Below are 15,674 nucleotides of genomic sequence, written 5' to 3'. Positions count from 1 at the left end.
CTGTAATATCTGGTGTCGCTGGAGAGTGCTTGAGTGGCGGGCCCCTCCCGAAGGAGTTCGGCCATGGCGCGTTTGGACTGTCTTGCTCTGCTCGAAGAGCAGTTTGCTGATGCAGATGGAGCTTGGGCACGCGAAGTTTGTGGCCTTTATGGTGGCAACCCGTACTTCCACGATAACAAACAAAGCGGGCAGGGTGAGCCGGGCAGCGCTCTGCGCTCAGCATACGAGGCGCGCGAGCGCGCCTTCGCAGACTGGTGCTCGGCACGCGGGCTCGACGCAGCAACACGTTTGCGTGAGGATGAAGCGATCCTCCATCAGCTCGCGTGAGGGGCAAGCATTGCTGGCGAGGTAAAACCGGCAGCCCTGCTGAAGGATCGAGTAGCCTGTGCTGTTCACATGGATGCCCGGCCGGCGATTTGACCATCGCATCCTTAGGCTATCTAGCTAGCGAATGTCCGTGTCCGCCCCCGGCTTCCCCTGCCTTGAGCCACCTTCGAACCCGCTGATCCTGAAGCTCGAACACGGCTTCGACCTCTCCGCGGCAGACAAGGCTACGCTGGAAGCGCTGTCGGCTCGCACACGGGAGGTCGAGGCGCGGAAGGATCTCATCCAGGAAGGCGAGCGGCCGGAGGTGGTCCACCTCGTCATGAGCGGACTGGCCTGCCGCTACAAAGTCCTGCCGGACGGCAAGCGCCAGATCTTGGCCTTCCTGATCCCGGGCGATTTCTGCGATCTGCACGTCGCCATCCTCGGCTTCATGGATCACAGCATCTGCACGCTGAGCCGGTGCACGGTGGTGGCGATCTCAAGCGAGAGCATTGCGGAACTGACCCTGAACCATCCTCGCATCACCCGCGCCTTGTGGTGGGCGACGCTGGTCGATGAGGGCATTCTGCGCGAATGGCTCACCGGCATGGGCCAACGCTCCTCGGAGGCCCAGACAGCCCACCTCTTCTGCGAGTTGCTGGTGCGGCTTCAGGCTGTCGGACTTGCGGCACCAAACAGCTGTCAACTCCCGCTAACGCAGAACGAGCTGGCCGATGCGCTCGGGATCTCGCCCGTTCACATGAACCGCACCCTGCAGCAGCTGCGCTCGGATGGCTTGATTGTTCTGGCTAAGGGCATGCTCACGGTGCCGGATGTTGCCCGCCTGCAAGCCTTCGCGCACTTCAATCCGAACTACCTGCATCTTCTGCGCCGAACTGGGCAGGCGTGAGGATTGCGGGCCGCTCCGACGAATTGCGTGGCTATGTGGTTGAGCAGGGCCTAAGGTGGCTCACCGCTGATCCGATCCCTGGCAATCAGCCGCTGAGAGATGCGTGTGCTCCCGCCGATGACCTGCGGAGAGCGACATGGCACGCTACTTCTTCGACATTCACAACAGCAAGTTCTCGTCGCGCGACACCCGCGGGCAGGAGTGTGTGGGTCCGGACGCGGTGAGCGAGTACGCGCTGAGGCTGCTCTGCGACGTGGCGAGAGAACGCCCGCTCGAACACATGCACAGCCGCCTTGGTGCGACGGTGCGCGACGAGAGCGATGATGTCGTGCTCACGGCGACTGTCAGCATGTCGACCACATGGCTGGACGCGGCCTGATGGGCAGATGAGGTCGCGCGTCCTGTCCCGCGCTCCGATCCACTCGCCGGTCTATGTGGCCGCGAGCGGGATCGTGGATGCCATTGACGGGCTGGCCGAGGCCGTCACGGGCAACGCCAAGCACTTCCATTTCAGGGCGCCGACCACACCCGGCGGGAACCTGACGAGGCAAGATGGCGAGGAGGGGCGATCTAACGCCGAGGAAAGAGGATAATGTTGGCCGCCACAGCCAAGCCGGCAGACGCGGGTTCAACACTCAGAGCAGGCTCGGCTACACCCTTTCCTGTACCGGACGCGGCGATCCAACGAACGATCCACCGCATCCTGCCCTGTTCCCGCCTTCGCTCCAGCAACCGACGTAGCCAAACCGGTTCTACGCTTCTCATCGACAGGCCCCCTTGAGCCGAAGCTGAGCAGGAAGCCATAGCGACTTGGGTGGCCTTGCTGCTAATCTTTATCAATGATTAAGCGAGATGCGCAAATTAAATCGCGCCATGTTGCAAAATGAACGCAGAGAATTAATCCGCCTTTCGCCGTCTCCGGCTTTGAGTTTGATTTGTTTGAGCCGCCCCACCAAAGCGTCCGAGGCCGATGGACTTGGCGAGTTCGGAGCGCTGCGCGGCGTAAGCGGCCGCCACCATCGGGTAGTCGTTGGGCAGGCCGTAGCGCTGACGGTAGCTGTAGGGGTCGAGCCCGTGCGTCGAGAGGTGGCGCTTGAGCGTCTTGTAGGGCTTGCCGTCGATGAACGAGACCAGGGCGTCCGGCGTGATCGACTTGCGAACCTGCGCCGGCGTCGGCTTCTCGACCTCTTCTTCGGCGGGCTGCGGCGCGCCGCTCGCGAGGTTGTTCAGGGCCCCATGCACGCTCGCGATCAATGCAGGGATGTCGCTCGCAGTAACATGGTTGCGCGCGATGTAAGCTGAAACGACCTCAGCCGTCATCTCCATTAGACCGTTGCGCAAAATGCCACCTTCGTCCTGCACGTTTGTCTCCCTTCTATGTTGAATGGCGCACACATGATTGCGGGTAGTTCATATGTCAACTGCTCGACAGATGCCATTTCCCGGTTCTTGTTCGGAGCGCTTGAGGCTCAGGAACGAGCACAACCTCACTGGCGATTGTGTGGCCGTCGAACTTCGAGCCGCTCGGTGTTGTGTGAACACGACACACCCCGCCAGCCCGTGATCAGATCGGGCGGTGGGGCAGCTCGCTCATGCCAAGGCTTGCCAGACGCAGCGCAAGCGTGGCCATTTATGGCCATGCCCATCCGGCGCGAACATCGCTTTTCTATTCCATCGACTGGCCGCAGCTTCCGGCCGTGATCTGGTCCCTCCGAAGGGGGCTTCCGACCATGAAGTCTATGCCACGAGGCGGGCTTCAATCAGGTCGACCTCACGCACGAGCCGGCGGAGGATTACATCGTCGATCACCTGAGAGCGACGCATCCGGTAGAGAGCGTTCCTCTCGGCCTCAATGCCCGCGAGGCGTAAACGTTTCTCCATAGCCGCAAGCTGTTGAAGTCGAGTGGTTTCAGCTTGGCCTTCGGCGGTCGCAGCCTTCACGCCTTCGTAGCGGTCCATCGCCCGAGCGCCGGCCTCGACGGTAATCGACGCATCTTCGTGCTCCTCGACAAAACGATGCTGCAGAGCCTCGATGGCCTTCACAGCATCGTCCCGAGCGGCCGCGCGCGCGGCATCCTCCTCGGCATCATGGCTCGGCTCAGGCGGAAGCCGTAGGCCCCGCAGCAGCGGCGGCAGCACCGTGCTGGCGAGCAGAAGCGAGGTCAGGATGACGCCCATCGCCAAAAGGATGGCGAGATCACGGGCTGGGAACGGGCTGCCGTCTGCCAGGGTGAGGGGCAGCGTCAGGATACCAGCTAGGGTAATGGCACCCTTCACGCCCGCGAGGGTCGTAGCAGCCACAAGGCGCCAGGCCATAGCATCGCGCTTCTCGCCGCGACTGCGTGCCCGCATCAGCACGAACTGGAGCGAGACCGAGACCCAGACGAAACGAACGACCATCAGGCCCGCGGTGATCGCCAAGATCCAGGCACCAATCCAGCCGGCACCCTGGACATCGGCCTGCTTCACGGCATTCCTGAAAACTTCCGGGAGTTGCTCACCCAGGAGGACAAAGATTGCTCCGTTCGCGGCTAAGGCCACGGTGTCCCAGACTGCAGTACGGCGCACACGCGTCGAACCGAGGCTGCGTCCCTGGATCTCGACATAGGTCATCGCGATGCCGGCCGCGACGGCTGCCAGGATCCCAGAAGCGTGGACGTGCTCGGCTGCGAGGTAAGCTCCGAACGGCGTGAGCAGGCTGAAGAGGATCTGTAGGCCGGGATCCTCCCCTGTGCGTCGGCGCAGCAGCTCCTGAATTCCAGTCAGAACAAACGTCGTCGCCGCCCCGATCCCGAGGCCACCGATGGCCAGCCACAGGAATGTCGTCGCCGCTTCGGGGAGGGAGAAGGAACCCGTCAGAGCTGCAGCGATGGCGAAGCGCAGGCAGACCAGACCCGTAGCATCGTTGAGGAGCGCCTCGCCTTCGAGGATGTGCATCAGGCGGCGCGGGACAGGTGCCTGGGCAGCCACCGAAGACACGGCGATAGGATCGGTTGGTGAGAGCACAGCTGCCAGGGCGAAGGCGACGGCAAGAGGGACGCTGGGGATCATCCAATGGATCAGGATGCCGATGCCGAGCACCGTCAGGGCTACGAGGCCGAGCGCCAACGCGAGGACGGTCTTTCCATCACGGAAGAGATCGCGTTTGGGGATGCGCCAACCATCTAAGAACAAGAGTGGCGGCAGGAATACGAGGAAGAAGATTTCGGGATCGAGCGAGGTGCTCGGCAGAGGGCCGAGCGCCAAGGCCACACCGATTACGATCTGGATCAGAGGAAGCGGTAAAGGGAGGAGCCGGCCAAGAGCACCACTGACGAGAACCGCCAGCAACAGTGCCAACACGATGGTGACCGTTTCCATGTGGTCCTTTCGTCCAAATCCCGTATCCGATCTGTGTGAGACGCCCACCGTAGACAGGAAAGCCCGGAGCCTGAGTGACTTTCCGCCTTGGCCAACCAACCTCCGCGTGGACTTAGCCGCGCGCCTCTGATCGCCCTGGCAATGCACCGCTCTCAGGTTAGAGAGCAAGGCCGACGCACTTCAATTCGCGGAGCAACGGCGCGCGGCCCATTCCTCGTCAGCCATCACGGGCGCGATCTGAGCCAGAACGTTCTTGCACAGGGTCATGCGGCCATCGACAGCCTGCTGGCGCCAGTCGGCGGGGATCTCGGGCGATCCGCCCTTGGCTCCTCGTCCGTCTGCAGTTTGTCGGAGAGGGATACCTTTGGCCCTGGAATTCTGGCGCACCCCGCTCGTCGGGGTCTGTTTGCCCCTGCTCTCTTAGCAATCCGATATTGTGCAGCGCAGTCAGTGGGTTGCGTCCGAGACCTGACGCATGACGAAGTTCGTCATACTTTAAATAATTATTAAATTCACCTGTGGAGCTTGCAGACAAATTATTGTCATGCAACTTAGGTGCGGTGCGGTAAGAAAATAAAACTCCTCTTACGTTTAATGAAAATGAGTTTATTGTCTTACCAATAAGCGTCTTGAATTCACAATTTACAGGGAAGGAAGCCACCATGGCCTTCAATCAGAATTCCAACCAGAGCAAGCAAGCCGAGCAGAGTGACAAGGCTGCCGACACGGCCAAGGCGACCATCGACAGGTCCGCCGAGCAGAGCAAGCAGTTCGCTGACGTCACGCGCGACGGCGTGAACAAGATGAGTGATCTGCAGGAGCAGGCTGCTGAGAACACCAAGAAGATCGTGCAGCGGAGCGTCGAGACGGCGTCTCAGCAAGCGCGTGAGGCCGCCGAGCGCTTCAACAAGTCGCTGGGCTTCACCGGCGAGGACAGCGAGCGCCTCGCTCGTCAGTCGAAGCAGAACATGGAAGCGGTCGCACGCTGCGGCACGGTCCTGACCCAAGCTTTCCAGGACGCCTCGCGTGGCTGGTTCGGTCTGGCTCAGAACCAGTGGCAGCGCAACCTCGACGGGATGAACAAGCTGACCCGGGCCAAGTCGGTCCAGGAGTTTGCCGCGATACAGAGCGAGCTGGCCCGCGAGAGCCTGCAGCACATCGTGCAGGACAGCCGCTCCATCACCGAGACTTCGGCGCGTGCCGTCGAGGAGGCGGGCAAGGCGTTCACCAGCGTCGCGCAGACCCCGACCCTCGTTCGCTGAGGGCGCAATAGCACCTGAACCCGGGCACAATGATCCAGGGTTCATCACAAGCCAGGGGGGCGGTCGCTTCGGCCGCCCCTTCTCTTTTTCTCAGTCGCACGGGCTCCGGCGCCTCGCGGCGCGGAGCACGCCATGTACACCCCGTTTGCCGTCGCCCTGCTGGCCCTAGAGGCTCAGAGGGTGGTCGAACTTCGGCTCATGAAGCTCGCCTGTGGTGGCTCTGAGGGCTGCGCCGAGGCCCAGCAGATGGTGAGTGAGAAGGTCAGCGCTTTCATCGAGGCGTCCGGCACGCTGATGACGGGCGGCTGCTGCGAGACAGTGGTTGCCCGCTACCGCGAGCATGTCGCGGCCAACACCAAGCGGTTGACCGCTGCATGAGGGACCCCCTGAGCCTTGCTGAGGCCGTGATGGCGATTGTCATCTCTTCCGTGCTGGCGGCTGCACCGAGTGCACAAGCACGGCCAGTCACACAGGTTGAAAGGGCGATCATCCTCGATTGGATGCGCGGAAATCTAGCCAATCCCCATGATCTGCGTTCAGCCCGTATCAGCAACCTGACTATCGTGCCTGGGGCGAACGGACGGCCGGTTACTGTCGTGTGCGTCGACTTCCGCAGGAAGAGCAGCGTAGGTGACAGCTCTGGGCTTTACCGGATGGCCTTCGCTCCTGCCACGGCTGGGTTGGCTTACAGTAACACCTCATCAAACGTAGTCGCGGCGACCTGTTATCTCCCCCAGATTGTCATGCGAGCATTTCCGGAATTGAATTTATTGAAATAAGATGCCCCGGCTAAATTGTAACGCCGAGGTCAACGCGGCACCTGAAAGCGCCAGAAGGCGTTTGACGAGGAGGGGCCTGCCACGCCGACGCGCTTGGACCTCAGCGTCATCAACGGCGGCCTGACAGACGCAAAGAACTGCGCCGAAGCGCAGGCGCCGCGAAATGTGAAATGCGACAGGCAATCTTCGTCCTCGCGGTCACCATTGAATGCGACGCATGGATATCCAGCAATGCTGTCGCGAGGATGCGGACATGGACGTCATCGTCAACCCGACCGGATCGTCCGGCACCGAATGGAGCCTGGACGACCGTCTCGGTCGCCATCTCGGCACGATCCTGAAAACCCAGGGATCCTTTCCCTTCGTGATCGAGCCGGAGCCGGCGAGTGGGCTCAGCGGCGTTAGGCTGCTGCACACCTCGCTTGATGAAGCGATGTCCTCCATCGCGAGGACAATGGGCGGCGCCTGCGAACTCAACAGTCGCTGTAGGGATTGAGGCGTCTCAGGGCCATCTCCGGCCCAATCGAGCTTGCCCACGTGGGATGTGTTTAAACCCTCGGGCAAGTGGTTTCGAGATCGTGGAATGAACCGCTCCGGGTTTCGCGGAGGCTGTTTGGTTTGGATCAAGCAGCCAAGGCTCGGACCTCGGCTTGTGCATAGTAGCGCGCTTCAGCCTCGGCGGGAGGGATGTTTCAGGATGAGAGCTGGCCGGCATGGGCGGCAACCTAAGTTAATTCGCAGAGTTGCCGGAAATAGATGCTAAATCGTTAATTCTGCTCCGGAATTGCGCCTTGTTTGTATCATTGCATCTGAGGTGGCATCCACCCAGGGGCTTATGTGTCATCGCGTGAGGCCCACGTCTCGGCAGACTGGGGGCGTGCATGGCACCCGGCGTGGGTCCCATCTAGCGCCTGTAACAGGTACCTGACGCACGCTGAGTAGCATTACAGTTGCAGTTTCGTTCTGAGGTGCGCCTGTCGGGCGGCAGCTTGGTGGGCGCGCCGCCAGGCTGACCAAGCGAGCACGAGCGCGGGCTCAATGCGCCGCTGCGCCAGCCGCATCGCCACGCGCCGGATCTCCTGAATGGACCACGGCACCGGCGAGCTTGGCGATGAGCGGCGTTTTTGGGGGCGTTCCGTTGGCCAACCGGCGCACCCGCGCCAACATCGCAAAAGCCAGCATCACCAAGCTGACGTGCCGGTGCCAGCCGTGCCACGAACGGCTCTCGTTGTGGGCCAGCCCGAGCTCCGTCTTGGCGGTCTCGAACGCGTCCTCGATGGCCCAGCGTCGCCCCTCCACGGCCACCAGCGTCTGCACCGGCGTGCCGGCCGGGCACCAAGTGGTGAAGTAGGAGAAGCTCCCGTCCGACAGGCTGCGCCGCACGAGCAGGCCGCGCGTCCACACGCTCTGATCAAGAGCGGCGTCGAGCGCATCCGCCGGCAGCGTGGCCAGCGGCAGGTAGGCCCAGTCGAACAGGCGCGGTCCCTTCGTGCCAGATCCGGCCGAGAGCCGGATCCAGTCTGTCTTGGAGAGATCCTTGGCGATCTCCTCGGCGGTGCCCGCGACGTCGAGGTTTTGGTCCCAGGACCAGAACCGATGCTGACCCGTGACACCGAGCACGTAGCCCTTGTACGCACGGCGCAGCGCCAGCTCGATCTCGCCAACCCCGTAGATGCTGTCAGCCGCAACCCACGCAAACGGCACCTCTGCCTTTATCGCCCGCTCGATCATGGCCAGCGCCAGCTGCGGCTTGGTGGCGAAGGTGACGGCCTCCGGCACATGCGCAGCCCGCCTGCGGTCCTCATCCTGGGTCCAGGCTTTGGGCAGGTACAGCTGACGATCGATGAAGGCGTGGCCCTGATCCGAGACGTAGGCGGCAAACACCCCGATCTGGCAGTTCGTGATCTTGCCAGCGGAGCCCGTGTACTGCCGGCTCACCCCGCACGAGGCTCTGCCCTGCTTCAGGAAGCCGGTCTCGTCGATCACCACCACCGCGTCAGGTGAGCCGAGCGTCTCGAGGACGTAGTCACGCACCACATCCCGCAGCGCCTCCGCGTCCCAGTGCGTGCGACCGAGGATGGCCTGCTGGCGCCAGGGGCCTGGATCACCAGCAGCTTCAGCCCGCATCCAGCCGGTCTTGCGCCGCTCACCCCCAAGCAAGCCCTCCAGGAAGGCGTTGGCGGAGGCGGCGACGCTCGGGGCGGCAAACAGCGGGCGGATGCGCTGCTTGGCCTGCCGCAGTGTCGTCGACCAGAGCTCCAGCGTGGATTCGAGCGAGGTTGAGGACATCGCGCTCTCCCATCCGAAACCACTCAGATAGGAGCCTCACCCTGCAACTGTAATGGTAGCGAGCAGTTTCAAAACGTCTGGGGTGACCCTCGCGTTAGCTCGGCCATAAAATCGCATTTTGTGCGCTGACGCGGACGACAGCCTGTTCGCCCCTCAGGCACGGTGTTCCTGCACGCCAGTGAGCGTGTGACCACACTGGGCCTCGATATGCTCACGATCATCGACACAGCTCAGCCTGACACCGCCCCGCGTCCGTACCTGACGCCGGCCGAAGCAGCGGCGCACCTCTCAATCCCTGTGCGCACGCTGGAAAGCTACCGCAAACGCGGTGGCGGCCCCGTCTACCGCAAGCTCGGCCTCAAGACCGTTCGCTATCACCGCGACGACCTGACCGCTTGGGCTGAAGCCGGCAAGCGGCGCTCCGTGCACGAGTGCTGAAACGAAAAAGGCGCCACTGGCTATCACCCAGCAGCGCCCTTCCCCTTCGATCATCTCCCCGGACGACCCAATCCGTGGTCGCGGGACCATAACTGAGATCTATTACATGTATAGCGCGAAAGCCGCCTCCAGCTCTACCTCGACTGATCACCTCGAGTGTAACAATGTTGCACTTTATCGGCAGGTTCAGGCCAACCCCCACCACAACGCTGTGCCGACCAACGATCCAGCCTACCCGATCTCGTCGGACCCAAACAGCAGCCCTCCTGTCTTCGTGGACGCAGAGTATTGGTATGAGGGCGCTCCCCCAACGCCACCTGGCTATATGCCGCCGTGGAACAACCCGGCGTACCCGCAGTACACCTGGTACCACCCAGACATCACGCCATCCGCCTCCTCTCCCGACTTCGTGCCCCCACCTAGCCGGCCCTGGCCGCCGAGGCTCATCACCTACGACAACATTGACGAGCTGCTGGCGGAACACGCCGCCTCGGTTTTCGCGCGCTACGGCGGCCGGAGGCTCTCACCCGACTGGATCGAACGCTTCTCCCGCGAAACCAACTGGGATGGCATCGGGCCTGCGGTGGCTGTCTCATGGGGGGGCGTCACGTGGCTCACCTCGGGCAGCATCGCCCGTGCTGTCGCTCGCATAATCGCCGCCTCGCCGGCACGCGCGCTACTGCGGAACGACGAGTGGGATGCCCAGCACGAGATGACCATCTCCGGCTTCCCGGCAAACATTCTTTCGGCCAAGGGGCCAGAGGAGCGGCAGAGCCGAGGATACGTCGCGACGCTGACGGAACCCGTCACGGTGCTGGCTCAACACGGCCTCGGCGGTATCCTGCGCGAGCGGAACCCTTACCGTCGCAGCTCAACCGTCTCTGACCCGGGAGGCACCTCCGCCCTCGGCTTCTCAGCCACGAACGTGGGAGGCGTCCAGTGACCGTCCTCTCGCCTAAGCCCGCCGCTGCCCTCTCGCCCAACGCGCTAGTCGCGCTTGCTTGGGCTCGGCAAGGCTTCCCTGTCTTCCCCTGCCGCTCCGGCCTCGAACCGGGCGGCAAGCCGAAGACCCCCATCGGGCGGTGGCAGAATGAGACCACGACCGACGAGGCCACCATTCTCCGATGGTGGTCACTTTGGCCCAACGCCCTCGTCGGCCTGCGGCCGCTCGGCCTCGTGGTAATCGACTGCGACCGCGCAAAGCGCGAGGGTGCGAATGACGGCGTTGTGGCTTGGACCGAGCTGGGTCTTCGCCATGGCTTCGATGGCGTGTCGGCCATGAGCGTGGACACGCCGAGCGGGGGCGAGCACCACTACTTCCGCCAACCCTCTGGGCTGCTCCTCGGCAACTCGACCGGCGCACTCCCACGCGGCATCGACGTGCGAGGCAATACGGAGGGTTATGTCATCGCGCCCGGCAGCGTAATGCCGGATGGGCGGGCTTACCGTTACCGCTCCGGCCCCGACCTTCTCCGGTCCGCCCCAGTGTCCGCGCTGCCTGAGCTGCCTCCGGCAGCAGTTGGTCTGATCCGCAGCAAGGCCACGCTCTCGCCTGTGGACACCAACATCACGCGGCTCCCGGACCCCGTGCGACCGCCTCCGCCCCTCCCGAAGAGCTGGGCTGACCTTGACCTGACCAATGTCCGCATCTGGACGGGTGAGAGTGTCTGGGAGGCTGACGACTGCCAGAGCATGGACGAACGCCGTGGTCGGGCACTCCTCACCTGCTGTGCCGACGAGCTGGCAGCGGTGCAGCCCGGAGGGCGTGGGCAGAAGGCACACGCAATCAGCTATCGAGTTGGACGTTGGGTCGGCTCCGGCGCCATCGCCTATCCCGAGGCGCTGCAAGCACTTGTGCGGGCTTGCGAGCGCAACGGCCTCTCTCAGAAGGACGGTGCCGCCAGGGTGCAGACCGCCGTGGCAAGGGCTCTGACGCGCGGCGCCCAGAAGCCGGTGCCGCTGCCTCCGCTGTCTTCAGACCTCAGCCCTCTCCTGGAGGGACAGTCCTTGCTGGGACAGGAGGTTGATCCGCTCGAGATTGAACCGGATGCACCTGAGTGTGCGTCGAGGGCCGACACGCGCTGGCGAACCTGGGGTGACGCCCCGGCGGCTCCTCGCGAAATGCTGGTTAAGGGCGTGTTGCCGCGCCGAGGTGTCGCGCAACTTGTCGCTGCCCAGTTCACAGGTAAGTCGGCGCTGGCCCTGCGCCTTGCCGCGCATATTGCTTCCGGCGAACCGTTCTTCGGCAGCAAAGTCAGCGCGACAGGTGGGACGCTTTGGTTTGCATTCGAGGCCGAGGACGAGATGCAGCCGCGCCTAGAGGCGCTGCGCTGCGAGGGGTTGATCGGCTCGACTGCACCGGTTGCCTGGATCGCTGATGATCTAGTTGCGCTGCTAAGCCCTGAAGGCGAGCAGCGGTTTCGTGTCGATGTTGCTGAAGGCCGCAACCGGCTCGCTCGCGCCTTTGATGTTCCTCTACGCCTCATTGTTATCGACACCGCCGCCGCGAGCGCGGGTTGGACCGATGAGAACAGCAATGCCGAAGGCCAGCGGTATATGTGCATCCTGAGCGACATAGCGAAGGAGTTCGATTGCTTGGTCCTGTGCATCGATCATCTGGGCAAGGCCGGTGCCGAACGCGGGACGCGCGGTAGTTCGGCCAAGGATGGTGCAGCGGACGCCCGCCTGATGCTGACCACCGAGAGCGGCACTCTCATGCTGACCCTCGATAAGCTGCGCGGCGGTAAGAAGGGACCGGTCGGCGCCTTTCGCCTGCGGTCTATTCAACTCGGGCTGGACGAGGATGGCGATCCACAAGAAGCTGTCATCGCAGAGCCCCTGGGCGTCTCATCCAAGATGAGGAAGCCTCCAGGGGCGGGTGAGCTGCGTATCCTCGATGCCGTAGAGGAGTTGAAGAAGGGTGGGGCTACCATTGCGCGCGAAGCGCTTCGGGCTGCGTACCTCGCGAAGGGCGGCAATCCTGAGAGCTTTCGCCGCGATTTGCGGAAAGCCGAGGCTGCGGGCTTCCTTGAGTTGAAGGACGCTGAGGCGAACGAATGATCCTCAGATGGTTCCCAATTCCACCGCTGGAGGGACACACGGGGCCGGACAGGCGGGCAACCCTTTGGGGTTGCCACGCTGCCCGCCCGGCTCCCCCAACGTCCTGAGGCGGGCAGTCCGGGTATTGCCCGCCTTTGTCCGCTGCCCGCCCGTTCGATTTAGGCTAAGCGCATCATGTCGGGCCATGAATGCGCCCCTGTGGGGCCAGACATCCGACTTCCTCCGCTCCGACCGGGGCGCGAAAGGCATCCGCAAGGCTGAACGCCTACTCCCCCACCGAGGATGTGATTGGCATTCGTCCTATCTCACCGCCGCATCGCTTTAATCGTATTATCGTACGCAGCGGCGGTGCCCACAAACGCCGCGGCCGAATGGGTTAGAGCCGTGGGTTGGAATGTAGGTTTTCAACCCAATCAGAAAACCAAGTAAGAATTTGATTTTGCTCGCGAAAATAGCGCCAAACTAGGAAGTGGCGCGCCCTACGGGAATCGAACCCGTGTTTTCGCCGTGAAAGGGCGACGTCCTAGACCGCTAGACGAAGGGCGCTTGCGCGAGCGAGGCGTTCTATAATCGGCTTGGCCTGGGAGGGCAACGGCCCTCGCGCGGCTTGACGTGCGGCCGCGCGGCCGGTTTGTCGCGCCTCACGCTTCGACGTGCGGCCGGCCCGGGACGGGACCGCGTCCGCGAGGGGACCTGTGCAGCATGACCATCCGACGCGATCGACCCGGCGGTCCCCGCCCCGCGCCGTCCGGCCCCGGCCGGTCGCGGACCGGCAGCTTTCGCGCTGGCGAGCGCCGCGCCGCGCCCGGCGGGCCGCGCGGGGGGCCGGAGGATCCCGTCGTGCTCTACGGATGGCATCCGGTCGTGCAGGCGCTCGGCAATGCCGGGCGGCGGCTGCACCGGTTGCTCGCCACCGAGAACGGCGCCGCGCGCCTCGCCGAGGCGCTGGGCACCCTGCCGATCGTGCCCGAGATCGTCCGCCCGAGCGCGATCAACGCGCTGCTCGGGCCGGACGCCGTCCATCAGGGCCTCTATCTCGAGGTCGATCCCCTGCCCGCGCCGGGCCTCGACGCCCTGCCCGAGGACGCTCTGCTCCTCGCCCTCGATCAGATCACCGATCCCCACAATGTCGGCGCCATCGTGCGCACGGCCGCGGCCTTCGGCGTCGCCGGCATCGTGACGACCCTGCGCCACTCGCCGAGCGCCACCGGCGTCCTCGCGAAATCCGCCTCCGGCGGCCTGGAGCACGTGCCGCTGATCACGGTGCGCAACCTCGCCGAGGCCCTGATCGAGCTCGGCGAGCGGGGCTTCACTCGGATCGGGCTCGATTCCGAGGCCGAGGCCGATCTCGACGCCGTCGGCCCGCGCCGGCCCGCAATCGTCGTGCTGGGCGCCGAGGGCAAGGGCCTGCGCCAGCGCACCCGGGAATGCTGCGACGTGCTCGCCCGCATCGCCTTCACGGGGGAGATCCGCAGCCTCAACGTCTCGAACGCGGCGGCCATCACCCTCTACGCCCTGCGCCGGCCGGCGCAGGGCTGAGAGCCGCTCAGCGCCAGAACGGCTTCGCGTCGACCAAGTCCCCGTGGGCCTCGTCGGCGGCCGCGAGCAGGTCGCGCGTGCGCGCCTCGTTGTCGGCCGCGGTGAGCCCCGCGGCGAACAGGGCCGGCCCGCTCGCCGCCGTCCCGGGCGGCCCTTCGGCGAGGCTCGCCATCACCGCATGGGCGGTCGCGAGGTCGTTCAGGGCGCCGAGGTGGTCCTGCAGGTCCGAGAGGGCCGCCGCGAAGGCCTTGTGGCGCTTGCGCGCCGTCTTGTCCGGAAACAGCGAGGCGAAGAAATCGGCGCCGTAGCGCAGCTTCTTGCCCGCGATGCGCACCCGGTGGCGCGCCTCCGGGTCGAGCTTGGCGAGGTGGCGGCCGCGCTTGCGCACCCGCTTGCGGAACCGGCCCAGCACGGCGGCGGCGAAGTCGCGGGCCGGTGCGTCGCGGGCGGGGTCGGCCCCCTCGCCGAGCCAGGGTCCGGTGTGGAGCCAGGCGAGCAGGTCGAGGAGGAGGCCGCGCCATTCCGGCGAGGTCAGGATCGTCGAGACCGTCTCGTGGGCCCGGTCGCGCTCGGTGGCGAGGCGGGCCGCCAGCTCCTCGAGGCCCGGCTCGTCCGGGCGGCGCGCCCGCTCTTCGGGCAGCGTCGTCTCCAGGAAGACGTCGAGATTGCGCGCCCGGCCGAACGGCTCGGTCGCCCCCTTGATCGCCTCGGCGAGGCTCGCGGCGCGGGGGTCGTGCGCGAGGACCGGCTTGAACAGGCTGAAGGCCGAGCGCAGCCGCCGCAGCGCCACGCGGATCTGGTGGAGGGCCTCCGGGTCGCGGCCCGCCAGGAACACCGCCTCGTTGAGACGCAGGTGGCGCAGGCAGGCCATGGCGATGCGGCGGAAGGCGTCGCCCGCGCTCGCATCCTCGGGCAGCACCACCGATCCCGCCTTGCTGGGCAGCCCGAGCCGCCCGTCCCGCAGAGCGAAGCCGCGCTCGCTCTTCGAGAGGGCGCCGAGATGGAGCGGCACCGTCTCGGCGAGCGCCTGGGCGAGGGCGAAGAGGTCGGCGGGCGTGCCCGATTCGAGTTCGAGCTCCAGCTCGCACAGCGCCGCGTCGCCCGCCTGGGTCTCGACGCGCCCCTCGTCGAGGGTGGCGCGGATGCGCGAGGCGCCGTAGGGGACGGTCCGCTCCGTGCGCATCACCACCGTGGTGAAGCGGGGCTCCAGGGTCGCGTCCTTCGCGTCCTTGAGGATCCGGGGCACCGGCGTGTCGGCGAAGGCCGCCGGATCGGGCGCGTCGCCCGTGATCGCCACCTCCCATTCCGGCCGGTCGAACAGGCCGGCGGCCCCCGCTCCCGCCTCCGCCTTCACGGTCTGGAGGCGCGCCTCCCCCCGGCGGCGCACGCGCAAGGTCAGGCCCGCCGCCCGCAGGGCCTCATCCGGCGTGTCGAAATAGGTCGAGAGGACGGCCTCGGGCTCACCCTGTCCGTTCCCCTGCGCGTCCTCCTTCCCATCCCCTCCTCCTGCAGAAGCGGGTGGCCCCCGAGGGCGGCGAGGTCGAGCCGATCGCATTCGAGCTTCAGCTCGGTCTCGCGGGGTTCGCTCATTCCCGTTCGTCTCCTGTCCTGTCCATCGGCCGTGGCGGCAACGCCCCGCCAACGCACGGGGGCGCCGCGGGTGCCGGTTCTGCCCGCATTCTGTCACGCTCGGGGCCGCCGCGCACGCGACGCCCGTCGTCGGCGGGTCCG

The 15,674-nt window shown here is 65.1% G+C and carries 16 protein-coding genes and 1 tRNA gene; 12 read left to right on the top strand and 5 right to left on the bottom strand.

Features of this window, described 5'->3' with window-relative positions; genetic code table 11:
• Positions 1-63: 63 nt before the first annotated feature.
• The 4 genes from DK389_RS32905 to DK389_RS25700 all read left to right on the top strand — a co-directional run bounded on the left by DK389_RS32905 (position 64) and on the right by DK389_RS25700 (position 1,809).
• Positions 64-327 (top strand): hypothetical protein, encoded by a 264-nt coding sequence (locus DK389_RS32905; RefSeq protein ID WP_162560857.1) that lies wholly within the window; start codon positions 64-66, stop codon positions 325-327.
• 124 nt (positions 328-451) lie between these two features.
• Positions 452-1,216, top strand: a complete 765-nt coding sequence (locus DK389_RS25710; protein ID WP_109893931.1) for a Crp/Fnr family transcriptional regulator — start codon at positions 452-454, stop codon at positions 1,214-1,216.
• 136 nt (positions 1,217-1,352) lie between these two features.
• Entirely contained in the window at positions 1,353-1,595 is a 243-nt protein-coding gene (locus tag DK389_RS25705) for a DUF6894 family protein (RefSeq protein ID WP_109893929.1), read from the top strand.
• A gap of 7 nt (positions 1,596-1,602) precedes the next feature.
• A complete protein-coding gene (locus DK389_RS25700) occupies positions 1,603-1,809 on the top strand; it encodes a hypothetical protein (protein ID WP_109893927.1) in 207 nt (68 codons plus the stop codon).
• 304 nt (positions 1,810-2,113) lie between these two features.
• On the opposite strand, the gene DK389_RS25695 is transcribed toward DK389_RS25700, so the two are convergent.
• Positions 2,114-2,578 carry a Ros/MucR family transcriptional regulator gene (locus DK389_RS25695; protein ID WP_418291973.1) on the bottom strand — a complete coding sequence of 155 codons (465 nt, stop codon included), beginning with the start codon at positions 2,576-2,578 and terminating at the stop codon, positions 2,114-2,116.
• A 375-nt stretch (positions 2,579-2,953) separates the two neighbouring features.
• On the bottom strand, positions 2,954-4,576 hold the full coding sequence (locus DK389_RS25690) for a Na+/H+ antiporter (protein WP_109893923.1): 1,623 nt from the start codon (positions 4,574-4,576) through the stop codon (positions 2,954-2,956).
• 662 nt (positions 4,577-5,238) lie between these two features.
• Here DK389_RS25690 and DK389_RS25685 point away from each other — a divergent pair.
• The 4 genes from DK389_RS25685 (at position 5,239) to DK389_RS25675 (ending at position 7,113) form a co-directional block, all read left to right on the top strand.
• A complete protein-coding gene (locus DK389_RS25685; protein WP_109893921.1) occupies positions 5,239-5,838 on the top strand; it encodes a phasin family protein in 600 nt (199 codons plus the stop codon).
• Between the two features lie 132 nt (positions 5,839-5,970).
• Entirely contained in the window at positions 5,971-6,216 is a 246-nt protein-coding gene (locus DK389_RS25680; RefSeq protein WP_109893919.1) for a hypothetical protein, read from the top strand.
• A 29-nt stretch (positions 6,217-6,245) separates the two neighbouring features.
• Positions 6,246-6,617, top strand: a complete 372-nt coding sequence (locus tag DK389_RS32900) for a hypothetical protein (protein WP_162560856.1) — start codon at positions 6,246-6,248, stop codon at positions 6,615-6,617.
• 253 nt (positions 6,618-6,870) lie between these two features.
• Entirely contained in the window at positions 6,871-7,113 is a 243-nt protein-coding gene (locus DK389_RS25675) for a hypothetical protein (protein ID WP_162560855.1), read from the top strand.
• A gap of 539 nt (positions 7,114-7,652) precedes the next feature.
• Here DK389_RS25675 and DK389_RS25670 read toward each other — a convergent pair.
• Positions 7,653-8,906: an IS701 family transposase gene (locus DK389_RS25670; protein WP_109893915.1), complete on the bottom strand. Its 1,254-nt coding sequence runs from the start codon at positions 8,904-8,906 to the stop codon at positions 7,653-7,655.
• Positions 8,907-9,068: 162 nt separating this feature from the next.
• On the opposite strand from DK389_RS25670, the gene DK389_RS25665 reads away from it, so the two are divergent.
• From DK389_RS25665 to DK389_RS25655, 3 genes are all read left to right on the top strand, one after another.
• A complete protein-coding gene (locus DK389_RS25665; protein ID WP_210206705.1) occupies positions 9,069-9,344 on the top strand; it encodes a helix-turn-helix transcriptional regulator in 276 nt (91 codons plus the stop codon).
• 106 nt (positions 9,345-9,450) lie between these two features.
• Positions 9,451-10,287, top strand: coding sequence for a hypothetical protein (locus DK389_RS25660; RefSeq protein ID WP_162560854.1), 837 nt, complete (start codon positions 9,451-9,453; stop codon positions 10,285-10,287).
• Positions 10,284-12,404: a bifunctional DNA primase/polymerase gene (locus DK389_RS25655; protein WP_109893911.1), complete on the top strand. Its 2,121-nt coding sequence runs from the start codon at positions 10,284-10,286 to the stop codon at positions 12,402-12,404. Before DK389_RS25660 ends, DK389_RS25655 begins: the two co-directional genes overlap by 4 nt.
• A 470-nt stretch (positions 12,405-12,874) precedes the next feature.
• On the opposite strand, the gene DK389_RS25650 is transcribed toward DK389_RS25655, so the two are convergent.
• Positions 12,875-12,950: transfer RNA gene (locus tag DK389_RS25650), tRNA-Glu, on the bottom strand.
• Positions 12,951-13,106: 156 nt separating this feature from the next.
• Between DK389_RS25650 and rlmB the strand changes: the two genes are divergently transcribed.
• Entirely contained in the window at positions 13,107-13,943 is an 837-nt protein-coding gene (gene rlmB / locus DK389_RS25645) for a 23S rRNA (guanosine(2251)-2'-O)-methyltransferase RlmB (RefSeq protein ID WP_109893909.1), read from the top strand.
• A 7-nt stretch (positions 13,944-13,950) separates the two neighbouring features.
• Here rlmB and DK389_RS25640 read toward each other — a convergent pair whose 3' ends face one another.
• On the bottom strand, positions 13,951-15,498 hold the full coding sequence (locus DK389_RS25640) for a CYTH and CHAD domain-containing protein (protein ID WP_236960358.1): 1,548 nt from the start codon (positions 15,496-15,498) through the stop codon (positions 13,951-13,953).
• Positions 15,499-15,674 lie beyond the last annotated feature (176 nt).

This window comes from Methylobacterium durans, from assembly GCF_003173715.1.
GTDB lineage: Bacteria > Pseudomonadota > Alphaproteobacteria > Rhizobiales > Beijerinckiaceae > Methylobacterium > Methylobacterium durans.
The sequence above is the reverse complement of the archived record's forward strand: the minus strand, read 5'-3'. Positions and strand labels throughout refer to the sequence as shown.

What these genes read in the sequence shown, in the direction of transcription:
- DK389_RS32900 (WP_162560856.1), top strand. Translation starts at nt 6,246, where the DNA reads ATGGCGATTGTCATCTCTTCCGTGCTGGCGGCTGCACCGAGTGCACAA.
- DK389_RS25690 (WP_109893923.1), bottom strand. Translation starts at nt 4,576, where the DNA reads ATGGAAACGGTCACCATCGTGTTGGCACTGTTGCTGGCGGTTCTCGTC.
- DK389_RS25685 (WP_109893921.1), top strand. Translation starts at nt 5,239, where the DNA reads ATGGCCTTCAATCAGAATTCCAACCAGAGCAAGCAAGCCGAGCAGAGT.
- DK389_RS25680 (WP_109893919.1), top strand. Translation starts at nt 5,971, where the DNA reads ATGTACACCCCGTTTGCCGTCGCCCTGCTGGCCCTAGAGGCTCAGAGG.
- DK389_RS25700 (WP_109893927.1), top strand. Translation starts at nt 1,603, where the DNA reads ATGAGGTCGCGCGTCCTGTCCCGCGCTCCGATCCACTCGCCGGTCTAT.
- DK389_RS25705 (WP_109893929.1), top strand. Translation starts at nt 1,353, where the DNA reads ATGGCACGCTACTTCTTCGACATTCACAACAGCAAGTTCTCGTCGCGC.
- DK389_RS25675 (WP_162560855.1), top strand. Translation starts at nt 6,871, where the DNA reads ATGGACGTCATCGTCAACCCGACCGGATCGTCCGGCACCGAATGGAGC.
- DK389_RS25640 (WP_236960358.1), bottom strand. Translation starts at nt 15,498, where the DNA reads ATGCGATCGGCTCGACCTCGCCGCCCTCGGGGGCCACCCGCTTCTGCA.
- DK389_RS25710 (WP_109893931.1), top strand. Translation starts at nt 452, where the DNA reads ATGTCCGTGTCCGCCCCCGGCTTCCCCTGCCTTGAGCCACCTTCGAAC.
- DK389_RS25670 (WP_109893915.1), bottom strand. Translation starts at nt 8,906, where the DNA reads ATGTCCTCAACCTCGCTCGAATCCACGCTGGAGCTCTGGTCGACGACA.
- rlmB (WP_109893909.1), top strand. Translation starts at nt 13,107, where the DNA reads ATGACCATCCGACGCGATCGACCCGGCGGTCCCCGCCCCGCGCCGTCC.
- DK389_RS32905 (WP_162560857.1), top strand. Translation starts at nt 64, where the DNA reads ATGGCGCGTTTGGACTGTCTTGCTCTGCTCGAAGAGCAGTTTGCTGAT.
- DK389_RS25660 (WP_162560854.1), top strand. Translation starts at nt 9,451, where the DNA reads ATGTATAGCGCGAAAGCCGCCTCCAGCTCTACCTCGACTGATCACCTC.